The sequence below is a fragment of the Hamadaea sp. genome, assembly GCF_013362815.1.
Lineage (GTDB): Bacteria > Actinomycetota > Actinomycetes > Mycobacteriales > Micromonosporaceae > Hamadaea.
The window spans coordinates 64334-85978 of record NZ_JABFVK010000013.1; the positions used below are offsets into that span (position 1 = coordinate 64334).

Here is a 21645-nt window from a genome sequence, read left to right on the forward strand (position 1 = left end):
CTCCTCGCCCCGCTAGTTGTGGGCGTCGGTGCCGCGCTGGAATTCGAGGCAGTGGTCGCCCGGGTCGATCGCCTGGATCACCTGCGCGCCGATCTCGGCGAGCTGGCGGATCTGCTCCGGAGTGAGCGCGTCGAAGACGTACTTGCGAACAGCGGCGACGTGCCCGGGAGCGGTCTCCACCACCTTGTCCCATCCCGCGTCGGTGAGCAGTGCGAGGGTGAAGCGGCCGTCGTCGGGGTCGGGCGCCCGGCGGACCCAGCCACGCTTCTCGAGACGGCCGACGACATGGGACAGCCGTGACAGGGAGCCGTTGGCCAGCACGGCGAGGTCGCTCATCCGCATGCTGCGGCCCGGGCGCTCGGACAGCCCAGCGAGCACCTGATATTCGAAGTGGTTCAGCCCGGAATCTCGCTGCAGCTGAGTGTCCAGTGCGTACGGCAGCTTGATCATGACGGCGGTCAAGGCCAGCCAGCTGCGCGTCTCCTCGCTGGTCAGCCAGCGCGCCTCGGCCGGGGTACCCATGGGCACGATCGTACCCGGTAGCCCGATTTCGGACGGTTGACGCTTCAAGTAATTGCGGCTACGGTTCGCTTGAAGGTTCAAGTCATCGAAGAAACGGATCCCCATGAACGTCGTGCTCTGGATCGTGGCCGGCCTGCTTGCGCTGGCATTTCTCGGCTCCGGAATCATGAAGCTGAGCCAGCCGCCCGCGAAACTCGCGACGATGGGCCTCGCCTGGGCCGGTGACTTCCCGGCAACTGCAGTCAAGACCATCGGTGGGCTGGAGCTGCTGGCGGCTATCGGCCTGATCCTGCCGGCCGTCCTCGACATCGCCCCCGTGTTCGTCCCACTGGCCGCCCTCGGCCTCGTCCTCGTCATGATCGGCGCGATCGTGGTGCACGGCCGGCGTGGGGAACTGAAGCAGTCGCTGCCGATCAACCTGGTCTTCCTCGTGCTCGCCGCTGTCGTCGTCTGGGGCCGGTTCGGGCCGTACGCCTTCTGACCCGCTTCGCCGCGCGTTCGCTTCGTCGCGCTCGCGCGCGTTGACCGCGCTATCCGGGGATAGCGCGGCCTTTCTGCGCTGCGAGGGGACGTTATCCCGGGATAACGCGCACCGCCCGGGCGCGCCGCCCCTCGGCTGGGCGTTGGCCCGCGCTTCGCCGGGCGTCGGCCTGTTCGGTGCGTCCGTCCAAGCGTTCGCGCATCCGCCCACGCGTTATCCGGGGATATTGCGGCTATCTCGCGCCGGAAGGGGACGTTATCCCGGGATAACGCACACCGCCGGGCCGCCGCCGGGCCGCCGCCGGGCCGCCGCCCGAGCGTCGGCACTCCGGCGTACAACGCGGCCCCGTCGCGCAGGGAGATCACGCCCGTAGGATGCACCGTGTGCACCGGCTCTACACCGTAGTGGTGTTCGTGATCCTCGCCTCGCTGGACAACGTCGCCGCCGGGCTGGTGCCGCCGTTGTACAGCCCGATCAGCGCGGATCTCGGGGTGCCGGAGGCGGCGATCGCCGCGGTCACCGCGACCGGGTTCCTGGTCTCCGCGGTGGTGGCGGTCGGGTGGGCGTACGCCGGTGATCATTTCAATCGGCGTTGGCTGCTGATGGCCGGCACGACGATCTGGGCCGCGGGCACCTTCGGAACCGCGCAGGCGCAGAGTTATCCGGCGTTCTTCGCCGGGCAGCTGGTGGCGGCGGTGGGGCTCGGCGCGGTCGGTTCGGTGGGCTTCTCGGTCGTCAGCGACTTGATCTCGCCCCGCCGGCGGGGACTGATCATGAGCCTGTTCGGGCTTTCCCAAGGCGTCGGCACGCTCGCCGGGACGTTGATGGGCGGTGTGCTCGGCGCGGCCGACTGGCGTCGCCCGTTCACCCTGCTGGCGGTGATCGGCGTGGCCGCGACGGTGGCGTACCTGCCGACGGCGAGCATCCGGCGCGGCCAGAGCGAACCGGCGTTGCAAGAGGTGTTCGAGGCGGGTGGGGAATACGACTACCGGATCAGCCGCGCCGACCTGCCCCGGATTCTGTCCCGGCGGACCAACGTCTGGCTGGTGTTCCAGGGCCTGACGGCGCAGCTGACCTTCGGTTCGCTGGTCTGGCTGCCGCGGCTGTTGCAGGCGAAGGCGGAGGCGCAGGGGTACCCGCAGGAGACGGCGATCGTCGTCGGCACCATCTTCGCCACGATCTTCCAGCTCGGCGGAGCCTTGTCCATCATCGGCGGGCTCCTCGGCGACCGGCTGCAACGGCGTACGCCGAGGGGACGGGCGCTTGTCGCAGCGGTCGGCGTACTCGCTGGAATTCCGTTCTATGTGTTCCTGTTCTTCCTGCCGTTGCGGGTCGACATCGCGGCCGACGCCGGGGCGGGCGGGGTCACCACGAGCGTCCTGCGCAGCCTTGTGACCGAGCCGCTGATGGGTCTGTCGGCTCTGATGGCGCTGGTCGCGCTCGCGCTGACCTCGGCGAACTCGCCTAACTGGTTCGCTCTGATCGCCGACGTGAACCTGCCCGAGCATCGAGGAACCGTCTACAGTGTCGGGAACCTGGCCAACGGCGTCGGCCGGGCGGCCGGCAACAGCCTGGTCGGCGTGACCTTCAGCGCGCTGTCCCGGGCGCTGCCGCCGCCGTGGAACTACGCGACCGGGCTCGCACTGTTCCAGATCTTCTTCATCCCGACGGGCGTCATGTATTGGCTCGCCTCGAAGACCGCGCCGAAGGACATCGCCGAGGTGGATCACGTGCTCCACGAACGGGCCGAGGAACGGGTCAGCCTGGCGTGAAGCTGGTCCGCAGCCGATAGCGAGATCCGGCGTACGCGACGACGGAGAGCATGACCGGCTGCCCGGACGGCGCGACGATGACCTGATCGAGGTGCAGCACCGGCGAACCCTCGGCCACCTCCAGGTGCCCGGCCAGGTCGGCGTCGGCGGGCCGGGCCTCGATCGCGACGTCGGACCGGCCCAAGGCGACACCTCGGGCGGCGAGTTCGGTGAACAACGACGCCTCGGTGAAGTCCATTTCTTCCAGGCCGGGTGCAGCAGCGGCTGCCACCAGCGAAGAGTCCACGGCGACGCGTACGCCGTTGAGCAGCCGGACGCGGCGGAGGTGCAGCAACGGCGTACCGGCCGGAAGTTCGAGCGCCTCCGCCTCGTCGAGGGTGGCCGGGCGTACTTCCTGAGTCAGCACGAGGGAGCTGGCGGTCAGGTTCTTGCGGCGGGCCGTGGCGGTGAACGACTCCAGTTCCTGCGGCCAGTCGCGGGTGGCGGGCGGCGGCACGGCGACGAACCAGCCTCGTCCGTGCGACGGCGTCACCAAGCCCCGCTCGTCCAGCTCGACCAGCGCCTTGCGCAGGGTCACGCGGGAGACGTCGAGGCGCTCGCACAGCTCCCGCTCGGCGGGCAGCCGGTCACCTGGCCCGAGCCCGTCGCGGGCGATCTGGCCGAGAATCTGGTCCGCGGTCTGCGCCCAGAGAGGTGCGGCGGTCATGACGCCAGAGAATACCACTGCATACCAATCTTGACGATACGCAGACCACCGCATACCTTTGCCGGGTGCAGGTGCTCACCTCCCATCTCGGCTACCCGGCGTACGGCCCCAAATCGGCCGTCGTCCTGGGGACTCCGTCGACCGCCGAGTTGGTGGGTCCTCAGACGGAACCGCTCGTCATCGGCCCGGCCGAGCACGTCGACCGCTGGCATCTGGGCCCGTTCACTCGGATCGAGCTGCCGCTCCGGCTGGCTCCGGGCACCTATCGCGTCGTGGCCGACGGCGTCGAGTCCGAGCCGTTCGCCGTCGCCGCCGACCCGTTCCTCGCCACCTTGCCCGACGTCGTGGCGTACTTCCGCGCCATGCGCTCCAGTGGCGAGATCGACGCCAAGGACCGCCACGCCGAGCTGTGGGCGGACCCGCGCGGCAGCACCGTCGACGCGAGCGGCGGCTGGCTCGACGCGAGCGGCGACACCAGCAAGTTCCTCAGCCATCTCACCTACACGAGCACGATGAGTCCACAGCAGATTCCGTTGTGCGTCTGGGCGATGCTCGTGTCCTACGAGGAGACTGGCGATCCGGCGCTCCTCGAAGAAGCCTTGTGGGGAGCCGACTTCCTGCGGCGGTTCCGCTCGACCGAGGGCTACTTCTACACCGGAGTGTTCGACGCGCTGACGAAGCGGCTCGATGAGCGGTTCGTCACCGCGCCCCTGGCCGACTGTGTGCGTACGTCGCGGTATCAGGCCGGTTATCGGCAAGGCGGTGGTTTGGCGATTGCGGCGCTCGCCCGCGCGTCCACCTTCGACGCCGGTCTGCTGCCGATCGCGATCGAGGCGTTCGAGCACTTGGAGGCGCACAACCGGGAGTACTTGTTCGACGGTGAAGAGTCCATCGTGGATGACTACTGCGCGCTCCTCGCCGCGGCCGAGCTGATCGGCGCGGGTCATGCCGCAGCAGCGCCGGCCGCCGAACGTCGGGCCCGCTCGCTTCTCGCGCGCCACGCGGGTTGGTTCACTGTGGATAGACGCCCGTTCCATCACGCGGCCGAGTCCGGCCTTCCGGTCCTCGCGCTGCTGCGGTTCGCGGCGGTCCAGCCCGCCGCAACGTGGGCCCGTTCCGGTGCGCTGCAAGCGATGTCCGCGCTCCTGACGGGTACGCACAACGCAGTGAACCCGTTCGGTTATCCCCGGTTCGGCGCATTCTTCTTCCCTCATGTCAACGACACCGGCTATTGGTGGCAGGGGGAGAACGCGAACATCGCCTCCCTCGCGGCGGCGGCGTACGCCTGTGCCGGGCACGATTCGGACAATCGCGCCGAGCTGCTCGCCTTCGCCGAGGACCAACTGGCCTGGATCGCCGGGCGGAACCCGTTCGACGTCTGCATGATCCACGGCCAGGGCCGCAACAACGCCGTCTACTCGGTGGACTTCCCGCCGAAGCCGGGCGGGATCGTCAACGGGATCACCTCCGGCTGGACCGACGAACGGGACATCGCCTTCCTGCCACCGGATGCGCCGGAGGGCGACGCCTGGCGCTGGGCCGAGCAGTGGATCCCGCATTCCGCCTGGTATCTGCTGGCCGTTGCCACCGGAGCCGCCTTCCGAAAGGACACCCTCGCCTCATGACCCGGATTTCGTTCGCCGACGGCCGGGCCGCCCAGCCCGAGGCGCTCGACCGCATCGTCAGCCGCCTGCGCGACGCGCTCGACCTGCCCCCGGTACGCCGCCCGCTGTTCTGCGGCATCGGCGCCTCGTACGCAGCGCTCGCCGTACCGGTCGAGGCGCTCCGGCGTCGTGGCGTGCCGGCGTTTCGGGTGCAAGCGAGCGAGGTCGCCGAGTATCCCGAGGCATTCGACGCCGACGTCCTGATCGGAGTGTCCCAGGGCGGCAAGAGCTCGGAGACGATAGCCGCTTTCGAGCAGACCCGGGCCGCCACCGTCGCCCTCGTCAACGTCAGCGACTCACCGCTGGCCGTGCTCGCCGAGCACCTCGTGAGCCTGGGCGACGAGCCCGACTCGTACGCCTCGACGGTCGGGTTCACCGGCACGGTCGTCGCGCTCGACCTGATCGCCGCCGCCGTGGTCGGAGACATGGCCGCCGCCGGGAAGTGGGACGGGATCGCCGAACTCGTGCACAGCGTTGGGCGTATCCCTGAAGTGGGCTCTTTCGTGGCTGCGGACGTCGTGGCCGCCGGCGCGTCGCGAGCCTCGGCGGAGGAGGCGGCGCTGTTGTTGCGTGAGGTGCCGCGAGTGCCGGCCGCCGCTTCCACAACGCGCACGTATTTGCATGGCGAGATGGAATCGGCGGGGGACACGCTGCACCTAATCTTCGGCGCGGACCGGGAGATCGAGCTGGCCCGGACGCTTGCAGGCGCAGGCCATCGGACGGTGCTCGTCACGACGGCCGATGTGGACAGTGACGGCATGCTTTCCGTCGTGCGTCTGCCCGATGTGGACCCAGCGGTACGCGTGGTGCTGGAAACCGTTGTGGCGCAGAATCTGGCCGCGACGCTGGCGGAGGAGCGCGGCATCAAACCGGAGTCGTTCGTCTTCGCCAACCACGACACCAAGCTCGGCGGTGTCGATCCCGTGGACTTCGGAGGTACGCGATGATCGTCGGCGTCGACGTGGGCGGCACCAAGACGCACATCCGCTCGTCGTCCGGAGTGGACGTCGTTCTGCCGTCCTCCGGATGGTCGGTAGTGGACGGAGCGCGGTGGTTGCTGGAACGGCTTCCGGCGGGCGTGACCGCGCTCGCTGTCGGCGCGCACGGGGCGGAGGACCGTGCGCAATGTCAGGCGTTGCAGGAGGCGCTCGCCGCCGTCTTGCAGGTGCCGGTCGCGGTAGTGAACGACGGTGAGCTGCTGCTTCCGGCGGCGGGCCTGCGGTCGGGCGTCGCCGTCGTGGTCGGCACCGGCTCCATCGCGCTCCACGACGACGGGTCCGGGACGGTACGTCGCGCGGGCGGCTGGGGCTGGCTGCTCGGCGACGACGGCAGCGCCTCGGCCCTCGTACGCGAAGCGGCCCGCGCCGTCCTCGCCGCCGACGACCAGGGCTTGCCGCCTTCTCGCCTGGCCGAGGCGCTGACCGAGTCCTTCGCGGTCGCCACCGTCCTGGATCTGGCGTACGCCCTCGGCCTCGACCCGGACACGTGGGGCAGGCACTGCTCAGCCGTCTTCGCCGCGTACGCCGCCGGCTGTCCGCTCGCCGCTTCGGTAGTCCGCTCTGGTGCGTCCGCCTTGGTATCCCTTGTGGACGTCTTCATCCGGCGGGGGCTCGCCTTCTCGGACGTCGTCTTCGGTGGCGGGCTGGTCACGGGGGTTCCGGCGTACTGGGCGCTCATCCAGGACGCCACGCCCACCGGCGTACGCCTTCACCTGCTGACCGCTCCGCCGGTCTCGGGCGCGCTCGCCCTCGCCGCCCGCCTCGCACCCTGATCCGCCCCGTTGATCCGAGCGGCCGCCCGCGCCAGGGCCGCATCGCGCCGTTCCAAGATCGAGTTGCAGAATACTGTCGAGAACGGCCTCCCAGAACAGTATTCGCTCACTCGATCATGGAACGCCGCCTCGTGGGCGCGGCGGGCCGGCCCGTTCAGCTCTAACGGATGTAAAGCTCGCTTGACACTCGCGCGGGTGTCAAGCATGCTTGACACATGCACAATCTACTCTCGATGGTGCTGACCGCGGCGATCGCGGTCCAGCCCGCGACTCACCCCGTGAAAGACCTCGAGCAAGCGCTGCAATCGGTCCGCGACGCCGGTGCGCCGGCCGCGATGGTCCTGGTCCGCGACGATCATGTCGTACGCACCGCGACTGCCGGGGTGGCGGACACGGTCACCGGGCGTCCCGCGAACGCCGTGGATCACTTCCGCGCCGGGAGTGTCACGAAGACCTTCGTCGCCACCGTCGTCTTGCAGCTGGTCGCCGAGCGACGGCTCGCCCTCGACGACCGGCTCGGCACGCTGCTGCCGGGCGTACTGTCCTATGCGGACACCATCACCGTCCGCCAGCTGCTCAATCACACGAGCGGGGTGCCCGAGTTCCTCGGAATCGTCATCCAGAAGTACGCCGAGGAGCCGCAAAGCTGGTACCGCGAATGGTCCCCGGCCGAGCTGGTGGGGCTCATCGCCGACCAGCCGCCGCAGTTCCCGGCGGGCACCGACGGGCACTATTCCAACACCGGATACATCCTCCTCGGAATGATCGTCGAGAAGGTGACCGGCCGGTCGCTGGCCACCGAGATCCGCCACCGCATCAGTCAGCCCCTCGGCTTGCGTGGCACGTCGTTGGCGGAGCGCACGACCTTGCCCGCGCCCGCGATGCACGGGTACGCCCCGATGCCCGGAGCCGATCCCGTCGACGTCACGGAGTGGAACCCGTCGGCGGCCTGGGCGGCCGGTGCGCTGGTCAGCACGTTGTCCGACCTCGCCCGGTTCTATCGGGCCCTCCTCGGCGGCGCGTTGCTGCCCCGGCCGCTGTTGCGGCAGATGCTGACCACCACCGACGTCGACGGAATCGCGTACGGGCTCGGCATTTTCCAGGCGCAGACGCCGTGTGGTGTCGTGTGGGGCCACAACGGCGCGGTCTTCGGCTACATCACCGACGTGTTCACCAGCCCGGACGGCTCCCGCCAAGTGGTGCTGGCCGAGAACTACTACGACGAAGGGGCCTGGCGCGCCCAGGAATCCTTGATCGGGTCGCTGCTGTGCTCGAACTGACCGGCAACGACGTCCGGGAGCTGCGTACGCGGCGGCAGCTCTCGCAGGCCGAACTCGCCTCCGCCATGGGGGTTTCCCGCCAGACCGTCAACTCGATCGAAGTGGGCCGGTACACCCCGTCGTTGCCGCTGGCGATCGCGCTGGCCCGCTTCTTCGAGACCACTGTGGAGGAGATGTTCCATGTCAAGGAGCAGTAAGAGCGTCACCACGTATTGGGCGACCCCGGCGATCTGCGTCGTGGGCGGGCTTGCGTACCTGATCTCGGCGTGGATCGGCGGCCGGCCCGGGCTCGGCCTGCTGCTTCTGCTGATCATGCTCGGCTTCGGCGGCGTCGTGCTGCTCGCCGGGCGTAAGTCGGAGACCGTCCGGCATCTGCTCGACCGGCGGGACGAACGCATCACTGCGATCGACCTGCGGGCCAGCGCCGCAGCCGGGGGAGTCCTCATCGTCGCCGTGCTGATCGGCGCGTTCGTCGAACTCGGACGCGGGCACTCCGGCGAACCGTTCACCTGGCTCGCCGCCATCGCCGGAGTCGCCTACATCGTCGCGGTCATCCACGGTCGCGTACGCGGTTAGCCGGGTCAGTCCTGCTTGTCCCGGTGGTAGTCGGTCACCCGGGTCAGCAGGTCGATCAGCGTACGCCGGTCGGCGGCGGACAGGGGCGCCAGGTACGCGTCCTGCGCCGCGCCCAGCAGTTCGTCGAGCTGGGCGAGTTGCCGCCGGCCGGCCGAGGTCACGGAGACGATGTTGCGCCGCCGGTCCTCCGGGTCGGGGACGCGCTGGACGAGTCCCCGGTCGGCGAGGTCGTTGACGGTCGCGACCATGTCGCTGCGGTCGATGCCGGTGCGGCGGCCGAGTTCGGCCTGACTGGTCGGACCGGTCTCGTCGAGCGCCGCGAGCAGCGAATAGTGATATCGGCGTACGCCGACCTGGGCCAGCGCCTTGTCGACGATCCGGTTGGCCGTCAGCGCCGCCTGATTCGTCAGCCTGCTCGGCAGCGCTCGGAGCCGTCGCGGCGTCGCTTCTCCCGGGTTCACCAGGCGAATCTAGCAAACTGTTGGCAAGACCCACGATTGCCGATATGGTTGGCCGTACCAACGTTGGCGCAGCCAACGAAAGCGATGGGGAGAGCTGACATGCTGGACAACGACATTCGCGGACGCGTTCTCTACCCGGGCGACGAGGGGTTCGCCGACGCCGTCTCCGGGTTCCTGCTGACCGTCACGCATCGGCCCGCCGTGGTCGTGCTGCCGGCCGACGCGGGTGACGTCGCCACCGCCGTCCGGTTCGCGGTGGACACGGGGCGCCCCGTCGCCGTGCAGTCGACCGGGCACGGCAAGTCTGTCCCGGCCGATGACGCCGTCCTCATCGCGACCGCCGGTCTGCGCGAGCTGACGATCGACCCCGGTGCGCGTACCGCCCGGATCGGGGCGGGCCTGCGCTGGGGCGAGGTGGCCGCCGCCGCGGCCGAGCACGGTCTCGCGCCGCTGATGGGTTCGTCGCCGCAGGTCGGCGTCATGGGTTACCTGACCGGCGGCGGGCTGCCGCTGACCGGTCGGACCTTCGGGTTCGCCGCCGACTACGTCCGGTCGCTCGACGTCGTCACCGCCGACGGAGTGCTGCGGACGGTGTCGCCGACGGAGGAGCCGGACCTGTTCTGGGCGGCGCGCGGCGGCAAGAGCAACTTCGGCTGCGTGGTCGCCGCCGAGATCGACCTGGTTCCGTTGCGCACCGTCTACGGCGGCGAGCTCACCTTCGCGGGGGAGGATCCGGCGTACGCCGCCCGCGTGCTCGGCTCCTATGTGGAGTGGACTCGCCGGCAGCCGGAGGAGATGTCGTCGTCGGTGACGTTGCTGCGGTTCCCCGACGCTCCGCAGTTGCCCGCCGAGTTCCGTGGCCGATCCCTGATCCAGGTACGCGTCATCTACGCGGGCGAGCAGGAGCGGGGAGCGGAACTGCTGACGCCGTTGCGGGAGCTCGGGCCGGAGAAGGACACCACCGCCGAGGTTCCCTACGAGGAGATCACCGAGATCTATCAGGACCCCAAGAACCCCGTCCTGGCTCACCTGCGCAGCGCCTTGCTGCGTGACCTCGACGACGACGCCGTACGCGAACTCGTCGCGCTCATCGACCCGTCGTCGAGCGGCGGACCCTTCCCCGGCGTCGAGATCCGTCATCTGGGCGGAGCGCTGGACCGGGCTCCCCGGCGCGCACACGCCGTCAGTACGCAGGGCGCTGCGTTCCACCTGTGGTCGCGGATGCCGGCTCCGCCGGACCGGGCCGACGCCGTCCGTCAGGTCAGCGACGAGGTGCTGGCCCGGCTGGCGCCCTGGGACACCGGGGCGAAGCTGCCGGGATTCCTCTTCGACCACGACTCGGCTCCCGAGCTCGTGCGGCGGGCGTACACGGCGGAGAACTATCGGCGGCTCGCCGAGCTGAAGGCGAAGTACGACCCGGACCAGCTCTTCCGGATCAACCACAACATCCCGCCCGCCTGAGCGTGCGCAGTGGGGCGGGTGATGGCACCCGCCCCAAGCCCGCGTCGAGAACGTCAGGCGTCGCGCAGCCGGAACAGGATCGCTCCGGCGAGCACCGCCGCGGCGGCGTACGCCGAGAGCAGGCCGAGCCCTGCCCAGGGCCCGATGTGCGTCGTGACCGCGAAGTCCCTTGTGGACGTGATAGCCAGACCGGCGTCCATCGGCGAGAACCGGTGAATCCGGTGCTGCCACTTGGCGTCCGTCACGAACATGGCGATCAGCGGCGAGCCGTAGAAGAGCATCAGAACGGCCGCGACGGTGCCGCCGGTGTCCCGGATGACGAACCCGAGCCCGGCGCTGAGCACCGCGACCAGTCCCAAGTAGAGGATCGATCCCGCGTACGCCCGCAGGGTCAGGTGGTCCGACAACGACAGATCGGCGTACCCGTTGGCGGGGGTGAATCCCTTGTGAGGCAGGACCGCGCGGGCGGCCAGCAGCGAGCCGGCCACCCCCGCCATCCCGGCCAGCGCCGACAACCCGGTGACGACCGTCATCTTGCTCAGCAGCACCCGGAGACGTCCCGGCGTGGCGGTCAGCGTCGGCCGGATCGTGCGGGTGGCGTACTCGGAAGTGACGGCGAGGGCGGCCAGGATCGCCACCGCCGCCTGCCCGAGGCGTACCCCCATCAAGCTCATCCGGGTGAGGTCCTCGTGACACTCGTTGAGGCAGTGATCCGCGTCGAGTGAGCCGGTGACCGCGAAGCCGAGGGCGGCCGTGGCGACGACCACCGCGAGCAGCAGCCAGCCGGTGCTGGGCAGCGACCGCAACTTCGTCCACTCGGCCCGCACGGTCCTCACACGTCCCTCCGCCGCAGCGACCACCAGGCGAGACCCAGCGCGACGGCGGTGTACGCCGCGACCACGCTGAGGCCGGCCCACGGCCCGATGAGCGACCACGGTTCGGCGAGGGTCTGTGACGGCGGCTTGGCCCGCTGAGTCGCCATGCCCCCGGCGAGAGTGGCGTACATGAGCAGCTTCGGCAGCACCGTGCCGGGCAGAATCGAACCGACGATGATCGGCAGGATCACCAGCACGATCGTGAGCGTGATCGCCCCCGCGCTGTGCCGCAGCAGCAAGCCGACCGCCATCGCGAACACCGTGAGCAACGCCATGAACGCCGCCGACAACACCAGTACGCGGATCACCACGGGGTCGGTGATGGACTCGTCCGGGAAGGCAGGCGGGGCGAACCCGTTCTTGCGCAACGCCGGCCGGGCGATGAGATACCCCGCGACCACCCCGACGAGGCTGAGGACGAACGCCACGCCCCCGAGGACCACCGCTTTCGCGGCCAGCACCCGGCCCCGGCGCGGTTCGGCGGCGAAGGTGGTGCGGATCATGCCGCGCCGGTACTCGGAGGTGGCGAACAGGACTCCGACCGCGATCAGCGCCATGATTCCGGCGATGACGCCGAGCAGCGAGGACTCGACCGGATCGTCGCCGACGTCCTCCGGCCCGATCCGGCCGATCCCGGTGACGGTGTAGGTGCCGCCGGACTCGCTGAACGCGGTGACCTCGGGCATCCCCTTCTTCTGCAGGATCTCGTCGTCCTGGGGCTGTTTGACCGCCTCGGTCTGCCACGCCGCCGCAGTCGCGCCGGTCATCGTGACGTTGTCGAAGGTGCCCGTCGCCAGGGTTGTGCGCGCGGCTACCGACGACCCGCCGGCACCGCGGGAGACGTACAGCGTGGGGGAGGAGGAGACGTAGAACCCGATCTCGGCGGTGGCCGGCAGGTGGGCCGGCGTGACCTCGCCGATCTTCTGCCAGGAACCGCCGTCGGCCGACTGATACGCCGTCACGACGTTCCCGGTGCGGGTGAGTCGCAGCCATTGCGGGGCGGTCGAGGACTTTCCGGCGATGTCGGTGTGGAAGTCGGACTGGAGGCGTACGCCGTTCTCGGAGGAGACGGAGACCGCGGCGTAGGACGCGCCGGACTGCGTACCATCCTTGATCATGAGGCCGGCGAAGGCGCCCTTCCACGGTGACGGGTCCTTCAGCTTCGTCATCTTGCCGTCGCGCGAGTCCCGCTCATCCGGCTCGTCCTGAGGCACGAGCGAGCCGACCTTGACCGTGAGAGTCACGTCGCCGGTCACCGGCTGGTGGACGAAGGCGAACGCGTCGGCGACGGCGGTCCCGGCCGGCCCGATGACGAAGTTCGGCTTCTCGTTCACGTCGGTGCTGGACCCGTTCGCGCCCAGCAGGCTGATCCCGATGGTCAGCACGGCCGCGCCGAACAACGTCAGCAGCCAGCGGTTGACCGACCGCAGTTTGACCCATTCGGCCCGAAGCAGCCCACCGAACCCGCTCATGCGATCACCGTCCTACGGCCGGCGACCGCATGAGTGCGACTGTGCTTGCTGATGATCGACCTGCGGTCGCTCATGCTTCACCGCCAGCGGGAGCGGCGGTGAACTCCACCGACGAGCGGGTGAGTTCCATGTACGCCTCTTCCAGCGTGGCCCGGTGCCGCCGCAGTTCGCTGAACGGCACTCCGCCCTCGGTGAGCAGCCCGCCGATCCCCTCCGCCGCGAGTCCCTCGACGATCACGGTGTCCGCACCGGTGATCGACACGGTGGCTCCGGCGTTCGCAAGCACTGTCATAGCCTCCGTACGCTGCGTCGTGCGTACCTCGACGCGGTCCTTCGACGCGGCGGCGAGCAGCTTGGCGACGCTGGTGTCGGCGACGAGCTTCCCGCGTCCGATAATGATCAGATGGTCGGCGGTGTCCTCCAGCTCGCTCATCAGGTGACTGGAGACGAGCACGACTCGTCCCTCAGCCGCCAGCGACCGCAGTAGTCCCCGGATCCAGACGATGCCGTCCGGGTCCAGCCCGTTGACCGGCTCGTCGAGCAGCAGCACGGGCGGGTCGCCCAGCAGCGCGGCGGCGATGCCGAGCCGCTGCTGCATACCCAGGGAATAGGTGCCGGCCCGCCGTTTGGCCGCCGACGCCAGGCCGACCTGGTCGAGCACCTCGTCGACCCGTTTGCGGGGGATTCCGTTGCTGTGCGCCATCCACAGCAGGTGATCACGGCCACGCCGGCCCGGGTGCACCGCGCCCGGGTCGAGCAGCGCCCCGACATGGGTCAGCGGCGCGCGCAGGGTCCGGTAGTCGGCCCCGCCGACTCGCGCGGTGCCGCCGTCGGCCGCGTCCAGTCCCAGGATGAGCCGCATCGTCGTGGACTTGCCGGCTCCGTTCGGGCCGATGAAGCCGGTCACCTCGCCGGCTCGGACCGTGAACGACAGCCCGTCGACCGCTGTCGCGCCGCGATAACGCTTGCGCAGGTCGCGTACCTCGATGGAAGTTTCCATGCCGAGGACGCTAGGTCCGGCGGTGTGCGGAAGTCGTCACACGCTGACGTGGTCTTGTCATGGACGTCTCCCTCCCGTGGGGGACGCGCGCACCCCTGGCCAGGAGGACGACATTACCTCCAGCCGCAGGTAAGAATGGCTGCCGTGAGGTGGACGGCGAATCTGACGGCGGGCTGGCCGTGGCTCGGTGCGGTCGTGCTCGGGGTCGCCGCCGTCGCCGAGAGCGCCGTGCGTACCAGCGAGCATCCGGATGTCGCCAGCTTCGCGGCGCTGACCGCCCTGGCCATGGCCGCGCCGCTCGCGCTCGCCCGGCTCTGGCCCGGCATCGCGGCCGCCCTCTCCGGGTCCGCGTGCCTGCTCGGCCTGTTCCTGGGCGCGTTTCCGCCCGCCGCCGGGCTCGTGGCACTCACCGTCCTCTATCTCAATGCAGGGATACGCCGAGAGCCGTGGACGGGGCTCGTGCTCGTCCTGCCGTTCGCGGCGTACGCCGTCACGCCGGTGGCCGCCGACCGGCCCGGTGGGCGTACGCTCGCCGTCGTCCTCTTCGCGATCACCGCGCTCACCGTCGCCGGGGGAGCGGCGTACCGGGCTCGGGGTGAGGCGCAACGGCAGGCGGCGGCGAACCAGGCGGTCCAGGATTCGCTGCTCGAACACATCGCCCGGGGCGAACGGGCCCGCATCGCCCGGGAACTCCACGACGTCGTGGCGCACCACATCTCGCTGATCGCCGTGCAGGCCGAAGCGGCCCGGTTGACCACGCCCGGTATGCCGCCCGAGGGAGCCAAACGCCTGGTGGCCATCGGTGACACCGCCCGGACGGCGCTGACCGAGATGCGGCGGCTGCTCGGCGTACTGCGCGAGGACACCGCAACCGCGCCGGTGACCCCCGTACGCCGACCGCAGCCGACCCTGCAGAACCTGACCGAACTGCTGGACGAGGTACGCGACCTCGGCTCGGGGAGCGCCCGGCTCATCGTGTCCGGCCCGGTCGCCCCGTTGGATCAGGGGATCGAGCTCACGGCGTACCGCATAGTCCAAGAGGCGTTGACGAATGCCCGGCGGCATGCCGCGGGCGCCGCGGTCGACGTGGAGCTGCATTATCGACCGGACGCCCTGCTGGTCCGGGTACGCGACAGCGGGCCGGGACCATCGGTCGCCGCGCCGGGGCACGGTCTGGCGGGCATGCTGGAGCGGGCCGCGATGGCCGGCGGGCAGCTGATCGCCGGACCGGGACGTACCGGGGGTTTCGTGGTGGAAGCGGTCCTGCCGATCGCGAAAGGGGACCAGTGACAACGCGCATCGTCGTCGTGGACGACCAGGAGGTGGTGCGGGCGGCGTTCGCGGCGTTGCTGGCGACGCAGCCCGACTTCGCGGTGGTCGGCGCGGCGGCCGACGGTGCGCAGGCCGTCCGGGTCTGCCGGGAGCAGCGCCCGGACGTCGTCCTGATGGACGTACGCATGCCGGTGGTCGACGGGATCGAGGCGACCCGCCGCATCCTCGCCGATGCCGGGGACAGCCGGGTCGTCATCCTCACCACGTTCGACCTGGACGAACACGTCTACGACGCGCTGGAAGCGGGCGCCAGCGGGTTCCTCCTGAAGGACGTGACCGCCGAGCGTCTGTTCGACGCCGTCCGCGTGGTCGCGGCCGGGGACGCCCTCCTCGCCCCGGCGGTGACCCGCCGGCTCGTCGCCGAGTTCGCCCGGTTGCGCGTACGCCGTCCGACCGCCCCGTCGAGTCTGTCCACATTGACTCCCCGGGAGACGGAGGTGCTCCGGCTCATCGCGGAGGGATTGTCGAACCCGGAGATCGCCGCCCGCCTGGTCGTCGGCGAGGAGACCGTCAAGACGCATGTCAGCCGGGTGCTGGCCAAACTCGGTCTGCGCGACCGGACCCAGGCCGTCGTGCTGGCCTACGAGTCCGGCCTCATCGTCCCCGGAGATTCGCGTTGATCATGAACCTAAGGTCCGCTTCGGCGGCGTGTCACCGCCCCCGTGGTCGTGATCAACGCGGCGTCGCCGCCGCTGTTGATCACGACCCTAGGGGGCCGACGCGCCGCACAGGTGGGACCTTAGGTTCATGATCAACGCGGCAGCGCGGGGAGGTCAGGCGGCGAGGCCGCGTTCGACGGCGGCGATGATCTGCGGGCGCAGCTCCTCCGGCCGGATGATGGCGTCGACCGAGCCGACCTCGACCGCCCGCTGAATGCTGTGCACGCGGTCGAACTCCGCCGCCACCTCGCTCAGCTTCTCCGTGCGTACGCTCGCGCGTACCTCGGCGAGCTGGCTGATCAGCGCGGCCCGCTCGGCTCCGGCGGCGGCCGCGATCGCCTTCTCCAGATCGGTCACCCGTGGGTCCTTCGCCGTACGCCCGTTGACGTCGTTGACGAATACCACGGCCGCAGCCGGCGCGCCGCCGATGACCGAGGCGAACGAGCCGTCCACCGCGAGCACCGTCATCGACGGGTTGAGCGCCTTGGAGAAGACCACGAACGCTCCGCCGTGATAGCGGGAGATGACGGTGAAGACGATCGGACCCTGGAAGTTGACGATCGCCCGGCCGATCTCCGCGCCGTACTCCAGCTGGAGTTTGCGCATCGACTCCGGGGAACCGTCGAACCCGGACAGGTTCGCGAGCACCACCAGCGGCCGGTTGCCGCTGGCGGCGTTGATCGCCCGGGCGGCCTTCTTCGACGACTGCGGGAACAACGTGCCCGCCGTGTAGGTGTCGGGGCCGTCGGTGGGCGGGAAACCGCGCCGTGACACCGAACGGGACTCGATGCCGAGCAGGGTCACCGGGATGCCGCCCAGGTGGACGTCCTGCACGACGGCCGTCTCGGCGTCAGCCATGCCGGCCCAGCGCTCCAGGATGGCGTGATCCTGATCGGCCAAGGCCCGCATGAGCGTACGGATGTCGAAGGCCTTCTTCCGGTCGGGGTTGTGCTCCTTGGAGAAGATCTCCCCGACCGTCGTGAAGTCGCTGTCCGGCACCGAGTGCGGGTACGCCGAGACGTCGCGGTCGGCCGGGTCGCTGGTGACCGCCCGCCGTGGCCGGGTCTCCCCGGGAGCCACGTACGCGTGGTCGTAGTGCGCCATCAGCACGTCCCGCGCGCTGCGGAGGTCCGGAGCCCAGTACTGGGCCTGCCCGTTCGGGCCCATGACCCGGTCGTAGCCGCCGATGCCGAAGTTGTCCTCGGCCGAGACGCCGCCGGAGAAGTCGAGCGACTGCTTGCCGGTCAGCACCATCGCCGAGTCCGGCGTCATCACGAGGATGCCCTTGGTGTGCATGAGCATCGTCGCCTCGGCGTTCCAGTACGGCTGAGCGCCGACGGTGATGCCCGCGACCACGATGTTGATCTCGTGCCCGGCCTGGGTGAACTCGACGATCCGCTTGAGCGCGGCGGCCACCCAGTCCATGTTCTCGGTGCCCGAGTCCATCGAGATCCGGGCCCCGGCCGACAGGGCGAACCAGTCGAGCGGCACCTGCATCCGCTCGGCCAGGTCAAGCGCGGCGATGACCCGGGCGCACTCGGGTTCGGAGAGCGCGCCGAGCGCCTTCGTCGGATCGCCGAGCAGGACCACCCGGGTGACGCCCTCGGGATACCGCTCGGTCGGCGTACGCACGACGCCCGCGACGATGCCCGACTTGTTCTGCCCCTTCGGCCGGTCGACGGGCACCAGCGTGCCGGTGTCGTCCAGATCGTGCTCGACGAAGGTGCCCTCGGGCCCGGCGAGCATGTCGGTCAGTTCGTACGGATAGGTCGTGCCGCGCCGGCGAGCCGCCAAGACCTTCTGCCGGTAGTCGTCCAGCGGCTGGATCGGCTCGTTGGTCGGCTCGGCCGCCGAGATCTGCATACCCTGGTCGTAGGAGATCTTGACGGCGATCTCGATCAGCTCACCGGTCGCCTCGTCGCGCTGGCGGCCGATGAACAGGACCTCCTCCAGCCCCGCGCCCGCCGTGATCGGCAGTACGCGGTGTGCCACGTCGTTGAGCTCGGCGACGCTCAGCTCGATCGGCGGCCACACGTAGAGGGTGATCCGGTTGGTGTCGAACCGCTTCTTGGCCGGTCGCTGGGCCTGCGCCTTGCGGATGGCGTCGAGGCAGGCGTCGAGCGCGCCCTCGACGGCGGGCAGGGCGATGATGCGGCCCTCGCCGTCGCGTAGCGGGGTCAGGTCCCGGACCTGCGCCATCGCCGCGATCCGCTCGTCGGCCGGGTTGCCCGGCGCGACGCAGTGGAAGACGTAGACCTCTTCGTCGGCCGACGGCAACCGGGTCAGCGTGAAGTTCCGCAGACGCGGCAGTTGCAGGCGCTCGGCGATCAGCGGATGCAGCCCGCGGATCACCAGGTCCTCCCCGGTCCCCGGGCGGAAGGTGAAATGGTGGTGCATGGCCGCGCCGGTCGCCCCGGCGACGGTCATGGTGACCCGCTGGACGACCTGGAGCAGACCGGACTCGTCCAGGGCCTGCCGCAGGTTCGCCGCCATCGTGTCGGCGTCGGGCTGGTCGTCCCACATGACGTAGACGTCGGTCACAGTGTCGTTGTCGGACAGTGCGGCCACCGCGGCCAGCGTCGTGGCCAGGTCGGCGTGGTCCGTGGCGGTCGCCACCAGCCGGAACCGTTCGCCGTCGCGGTCGTATGCTGCGGTGAAGAACGCCCGATCGGTGCAGGTCGCTTCGACCAGTCCCCGGCTGCCGTAGTAGCGGCGGCTCAGCACCTCCAGCATCGGGCCGTGGTCGGCGCCGGTCCGGCCGATCCGCTGGCCGAGGAGCCGTACGAGGGGCTCCGGGGTGGCGACCATCTTGGCGATGCGCTCGGCGCGGTCGGCCGCGTCCGGGTGCTCGTCGAGGTAGCGCAGATGGCTGCGGACGTCGGCGTACACCTCGGCCCGCTTGCGGCGCAGCATCGGCTGGGCGGCCCAGCGGAAGACGATGCTGCGGGCCAGGTCGGCGACGGCCGGGAAGCGCAGCTGGGTGGCCGCGATCAGATGTTCCAGCGCCTGGCCGACCTGCTCGCGCAGGTTCTCCGGCGGCAGCGGCTCGGTCAGCCACTGCTGGAGGAAGGTGACGATGAGGGCGACGTCGGCCGACGCCCGCTGCTGCGCCAGGAAGATCCGGAAGACGGCGTCTTCCAGCTCCGGCGTACGCTCAAAGTCGTCGATGCCGTAGTGGGCGAGCGCCCGGCCCAGCCGGGTGCGGAAGGTCTCGGACAGCCCGGCCCGCTCGACGTCGAGGCTCTGCAGGTAAGTGTGGAAGTACTCGCGGGGGCTGTGCACCCGGGTGTCGGCCTTGTTCTCCTCCCCGGCCGGCCGGTTGCGGCTCAGCTCGGACAGGTCGGCGAAGACCTGCAGCAGCCCGGCTTCCCGGCGCAGCGGCCGGTAGCCCAGCTCGGTCCGGGCCGCCAGGTAACTCGACAGCGCCCGCCGCTCGTCGCGCGGATCGAGGTCGTATCCGAGCAGCAGGCTGGTCAGATCGGCGATCCCCCGGGTGACCCGCTCCTCGATGGTCCGGTCGGTCGGCTCCGGCGGCAGGTCAAGGTCGACCGCCTCCGATTCGGCTTCGGCCTCGGCGGCGTCGCCGATGGGCTCCAGTCGCAGCAGCGGCGCTCCGGTCTCGACCTGGCTGCCGACCGAGACGAGGCATTCCTTCACCCGTGCCTTGACCGGCGCTCGCAGCACCGTCTCCATCTTCATGCTCTCCAGGACGAGCACGGGCGCGCCCGCCTCGACCTCGTCGCCGACCGCCAGCGGCGTCGCGACGACCAGCGCCGGGGCGGGGGAGCGCAGCACGCCGCCCTCGTCGTGGCTGACCCGGTGGGTGACGCCGTCGACCTCGACCAGATGGATCGGCCCGTGCGTGTCGGTGACCAAGCGGTAACGGTGGCCGTTGACGACGATCCGGCCGGTGTGCTCGTCGAACCGCTCCAGCTCGACGTCCACAGTGGAGGAATCGCCGTCTCCGACGCAGACGCGGAACCGGCCCGGCCCGGTCTGGGCCACCGTCACCCGGTAGGTCGCGCCCCGCAGCTTCAGGTCGATCGGGCGGCCACTCTCGTGCTGCACCTGCGGACGGCCGCCGTGTGCGGTGGACAGCAACCGCTGCCGCTCGACCGCCGCCTCGTCCTCGTACGCCTCGATCGCGGCGGCGGCCAGCGCCACCCCGGAGTGCTGCGTCGACATGAGCCGGCCCTCGGCGCGTACCCGGTCGATCCAGCCGGTGTCGGCGCTGGCGTCGATCACCTCGGGCTCGCCGAGCAGGTCGAGCAGGAAGCTCTTGTTGGTCGCGCCGCCCTCGATGATGACCGTGGTCTCGGCGACCGCCCGGCGCAGCCGCGCCAGCGCCTCGTCGCGGGTCCGCCCGTACGCGATGATCTTGGCGATCATGGAGTCGAAGTCGGCCGGGATGACGTCGCCTTCGCTGACCCCGGTGTCGACCCGTACGCCGGGACCGGCGGGCAGGGTCAGCCGTTCGATCCGGCCGGGCGACGGCGCGAAGTCGCGATCGGGGTCCTCGGCGTTCAGCCGGGCTTCGACGGCGTGCCCGATCTCGGTCGGCGTACGCTCGCCGAGCCGCCCGCCGGAGGCCACGTGGATCTGCGCCTTGACCAGGTCGAAGTCGGTGGTCGCCTCGGTGATCGGGTGCTCCACCTGCAACCGGGTGTTGACCTCGAGGAAGGCGAACAGCTTCTCGCCGGGGTGGTAGAGGAACTCGACGGTCCCCGCACCCCGATACTCGACGGCGAGGGCCAGCCGCTCGGCCGCGCCCTTCAGCTCGGCGACCTGCTCGGGAGCGAGCAACGGCGAGGCGGATTCCTCGATCACCTTCTGGTTGCGCCGCTGCACCGAGCAGTCGCGTACGCCGAGCGCCCAAGCGGTGCCCTGACCGTCCGCGATGACCTGCACCTCGACGTGGCGAGCGCCGGTGACCAGGCGCTCCAGGAAGACGATGCCGCTGCCGAAGGCGCGTTCGGCCTCCAGGCTGGTCCGCTCGTACGCGTCGTCCAGCTCGTCGTCGCTGCGCACCACCCGGATGCCCCGGCCGCCGCCACCGGCGGTCGCCTTGAGCATGAGGGGGTAGCCGATCTCGGCCGCCGCGCGCTTGGCCGCTTCCAGCGTCTCGACCGCGCCACGGCTCCACGGCGCGACCGGTACGCCGACCTCCTCGGCGATCAGCTTCGAGCCGATCTTGTCGCCCAGTTTGCGCATCGCCTCCGGGCTCGGGCCGATGAAGGTGACCCCGATCTTCTCGCAGAGCTCGGCGAAGGCCGGGTCCTCGGCCACGAAGCCCCAGCCGACCCAGGCGGCGTCGGCGCGCGTCTCGATCAGCGCGCGCTCCAGGACGGCGTGGTCCAGGTACGGGCGGGCCGACGCGGGCCCGATGCAGAAGCTCTGGTCCGCCTCGCGGACGAAGGTCGCCGTGCGCTCGGCCTCGGTGTAGAGCGCGATGGTCTCGATCGGCCGGGTGCCCGGCTCGGCCTCGGCGTTGAGCTCGCGGACGGCGTGGATGAGCCGCATCGCGGCCTCTCCCCGGTTGACGATGGCGATACGGCTGAACACCGAGTAAGCCTCCCAAAGCTGCGTACGCCGATGGACGGGACCTCCCGGGTG

18 protein-coding genes are annotated in these 21645 nt (G+C 70.3%); 11 read left to right on the top strand and 7 right to left on the bottom strand.

The window, feature by feature from the left end; all coding sequences use genetic code 11:
* Window positions 1-12: 12 nt before the first annotated feature.
* Window positions 13-522, bottom strand: a complete 510-nt coding sequence (locus HOV77_RS05330) for a MarR family transcriptional regulator (RefSeq protein WP_290858256.1) — start codon at window positions 520-522, stop codon at window positions 13-15.
* Between the two features lie 103 nt (window positions 523-625).
* Here HOV77_RS05330 and HOV77_RS05335 point away from each other — a divergent pair, with 103 nt between their 5' ends.
* Together HOV77_RS05335 and HOV77_RS05340 are read left to right on the top strand one after the other, a co-directional pair.
* The gene (locus tag HOV77_RS05335; RefSeq protein WP_290858259.1) at window positions 626-1003 is read left to right on the top strand and encodes a DoxX family protein; all 378 of its coding nucleotides are present in this window, start codon (window positions 626-628) and stop codon (window positions 1001-1003) included.
* Between the two features lie 374 nt (window positions 1004-1377).
* Window positions 1378-2775, top strand: a complete 1398-nt coding sequence (locus HOV77_RS05340; RefSeq protein WP_290858261.1) for an MFS transporter — start codon at window positions 1378-1380, stop codon at window positions 2773-2775.
* On the opposite strand, the gene HOV77_RS05345 is transcribed toward HOV77_RS05340, so the two are convergent.
* Window positions 2762-3481, bottom strand: coding sequence for a GntR family transcriptional regulator (locus tag HOV77_RS05345; RefSeq protein WP_290858264.1), 720 nt, complete (start codon window positions 3479-3481; stop codon window positions 2762-2764). The two genes, HOV77_RS05340 and HOV77_RS05345, sit on opposite strands and share 14 nt — an antisense overlap.
* A 65-nt stretch (window positions 3482-3546) precedes the next feature.
* Between HOV77_RS05345 and HOV77_RS05350 the strand changes: the two genes are divergently transcribed.
* From HOV77_RS05350 to HOV77_RS05375, 6 genes are all read left to right on the top strand, one after another.
* The gene (locus HOV77_RS05350) at window positions 3547-5106 is read left to right on the top strand and encodes a glycoside hydrolase family 9 protein (RefSeq protein WP_290858267.1); all 1560 of its coding nucleotides are present in this window, start codon (window positions 3547-3549) and stop codon (window positions 5104-5106) included.
* A complete protein-coding gene (locus HOV77_RS05355) occupies window positions 5103-6092 on the top strand; it encodes an SIS domain-containing protein (RefSeq protein WP_290858269.1) in 990 nt (329 codons plus the stop codon). Before HOV77_RS05350 ends, HOV77_RS05355 begins: the two co-directional genes overlap by 4 nt.
* Window positions 6089-6916: a BadF/BadG/BcrA/BcrD ATPase family protein gene (locus HOV77_RS05360; protein ID WP_290858272.1), complete on the top strand. Its 828-nt coding sequence runs from the start codon at window positions 6089-6091 to the stop codon at window positions 6914-6916. The genes HOV77_RS05355 and HOV77_RS05360 overlap by 4 nt, the downstream gene beginning before the upstream one ends.
* Window positions 6917-7131: 215 nt before the next feature.
* Complete coding sequence (locus tag HOV77_RS05365; protein WP_290858274.1) at window positions 7132-8196, top strand: serine hydrolase domain-containing protein; 1065 nt, start codon at window positions 7132-7134, stop codon at window positions 8194-8196.
* Complete coding sequence (locus tag HOV77_RS05370) at window positions 8184-8393, top strand: helix-turn-helix transcriptional regulator (RefSeq protein ID WP_290858276.1); 210 nt, start codon at window positions 8184-8186, stop codon at window positions 8391-8393. Before HOV77_RS05365 ends, HOV77_RS05370 begins: the two co-directional genes overlap by 13 nt.
* Window positions 8377-8772 (top strand): hypothetical protein, encoded by a 396-nt coding sequence (locus HOV77_RS05375; protein ID WP_290858279.1) that lies wholly within the window; start codon window positions 8377-8379, stop codon window positions 8770-8772. The genes HOV77_RS05370 and HOV77_RS05375 overlap by 17 nt, the downstream gene beginning before the upstream one ends.
* A gap of 5 nt (window positions 8773-8777) precedes the next feature.
* Here HOV77_RS05375 and HOV77_RS05380 read toward each other — a convergent pair whose 3' ends face one another.
* Window positions 8778-9233, bottom strand: a complete 456-nt coding sequence (locus HOV77_RS05380) for a MarR family transcriptional regulator (protein WP_290858280.1) — start codon at window positions 9231-9233, stop codon at window positions 8778-8780.
* A 99-nt stretch (window positions 9234-9332) separates the two neighbouring features.
* Between HOV77_RS05380 and HOV77_RS05385 the strand changes: the two genes are divergently transcribed.
* Complete coding sequence (locus HOV77_RS05385) at window positions 9333-10694, top strand: FAD-binding oxidoreductase (RefSeq protein ID WP_290858281.1); 1362 nt, start codon at window positions 9333-9335, stop codon at window positions 10692-10694.
* Between the two features lie 53 nt (window positions 10695-10747).
* Here HOV77_RS05385 and HOV77_RS05390 read toward each other — a convergent pair whose 3' ends face one another.
* From HOV77_RS05390 to HOV77_RS05400, 3 genes are all read right to left on the bottom strand, one after another.
* Window positions 10748-11530 (bottom strand): ABC transporter permease, encoded by a 783-nt coding sequence (locus HOV77_RS05390; RefSeq protein WP_290858288.1) that lies wholly within the window; start codon window positions 11528-11530, stop codon window positions 10748-10750.
* Entirely contained in the window at window positions 11527-13041 is a 1515-nt protein-coding gene (locus HOV77_RS05395) for an ABC transporter permease subunit (protein WP_290858294.1), read from the bottom strand. Before HOV77_RS05395 ends, HOV77_RS05390 begins: the two co-directional genes overlap by 4 nt.
* A 70-nt stretch (window positions 13042-13111) precedes the next feature.
* Window positions 13112-14041 (bottom strand): ATP-binding cassette domain-containing protein, encoded by a 930-nt coding sequence (locus tag HOV77_RS05400; RefSeq protein ID WP_290858297.1) that lies wholly within the window; start codon window positions 14039-14041, stop codon window positions 13112-13114.
* 144 nt (window positions 14042-14185) lie between these two features.
* Between HOV77_RS05400 and HOV77_RS05405 the strand changes: the two genes are divergently transcribed.
* Together HOV77_RS05405 and HOV77_RS05410 are read left to right on the top strand one after the other, a co-directional pair.
* Window positions 14186-15331: a sensor histidine kinase gene (locus HOV77_RS05405; protein WP_290858300.1), complete on the top strand. Its 1146-nt coding sequence runs from the start codon at window positions 14186-14188 to the stop codon at window positions 15329-15331.
* Window positions 15328-15993, top strand: coding sequence for a response regulator transcription factor (locus HOV77_RS05410; protein WP_290858302.1), 666 nt, complete (start codon window positions 15328-15330; stop codon window positions 15991-15993). Before HOV77_RS05405 ends, HOV77_RS05410 begins: the two co-directional genes overlap by 4 nt.
* A 153-nt stretch (window positions 15994-16146) precedes the next feature.
* Here HOV77_RS05410 and HOV77_RS05415 read toward each other — a convergent pair whose 3' ends face one another.
* Window positions 16147-21594 (bottom strand): carboxyl transferase domain-containing protein, encoded by a 5448-nt coding sequence (locus HOV77_RS05415; protein ID WP_290858305.1) that lies wholly within the window; start codon window positions 21592-21594, stop codon window positions 16147-16149.
* Between the last annotated feature and the right edge of the window lie 51 nt (window positions 21595-21645).

Bases quoted from the DNA above. Each gene is read 5' to 3' on its own strand.
- HOV77_RS05330 (WP_290858256.1), bottom strand. From the start codon at position 522: ATGGGTACCCCGGCCGAGGCGCGCTGGCTGACCAGCGAGGAGACGCGC.
- HOV77_RS05335 (WP_290858259.1), top strand. From the start codon at position 626: ATGAACGTCGTGCTCTGGATCGTGGCCGGCCTGCTTGCGCTGGCATTT.
- HOV77_RS05340 (WP_290858261.1), top strand. From the start codon at position 1,378: ATGCACCGTGTGCACCGGCTCTACACCGTAGTGGTGTTCGTGATCCTC.
- HOV77_RS05345 (WP_290858264.1), bottom strand. From the start codon at position 3,481: ATGACCGCCGCACCTCTCTGGGCGCAGACCGCGGACCAGATTCTCGGC.
- HOV77_RS05355 (WP_290858269.1), top strand. From the start codon at position 5,103: ATGACCCGGATTTCGTTCGCCGACGGCCGGGCCGCCCAGCCCGAGGCG.
- HOV77_RS05360 (WP_290858272.1), top strand. From the start codon at position 6,089: ATGATCGTCGGCGTCGACGTGGGCGGCACCAAGACGCACATCCGCTCG.
- HOV77_RS05365 (WP_290858274.1), top strand. From the start codon at position 7,132: ATGCACAATCTACTCTCGATGGTGCTGACCGCGGCGATCGCGGTCCAG.
- HOV77_RS05375 (WP_290858279.1), top strand. From the start codon at position 8,377: ATGTCAAGGAGCAGTAAGAGCGTCACCACGTATTGGGCGACCCCGGCG.
- HOV77_RS05385 (WP_290858281.1), top strand. From the start codon at position 9,333: ATGCTGGACAACGACATTCGCGGACGCGTTCTCTACCCGGGCGACGAG.
- HOV77_RS05395 (WP_290858294.1), bottom strand. From the start codon at position 13,041: ATGAGCGGGTTCGGTGGGCTGCTTCGGGCCGAATGGGTCAAACTGCGG.
- HOV77_RS05400 (WP_290858297.1), bottom strand. From the start codon at position 14,041: ATGGAAACTTCCATCGAGGTACGCGACCTGCGCAAGCGTTATCGCGGC.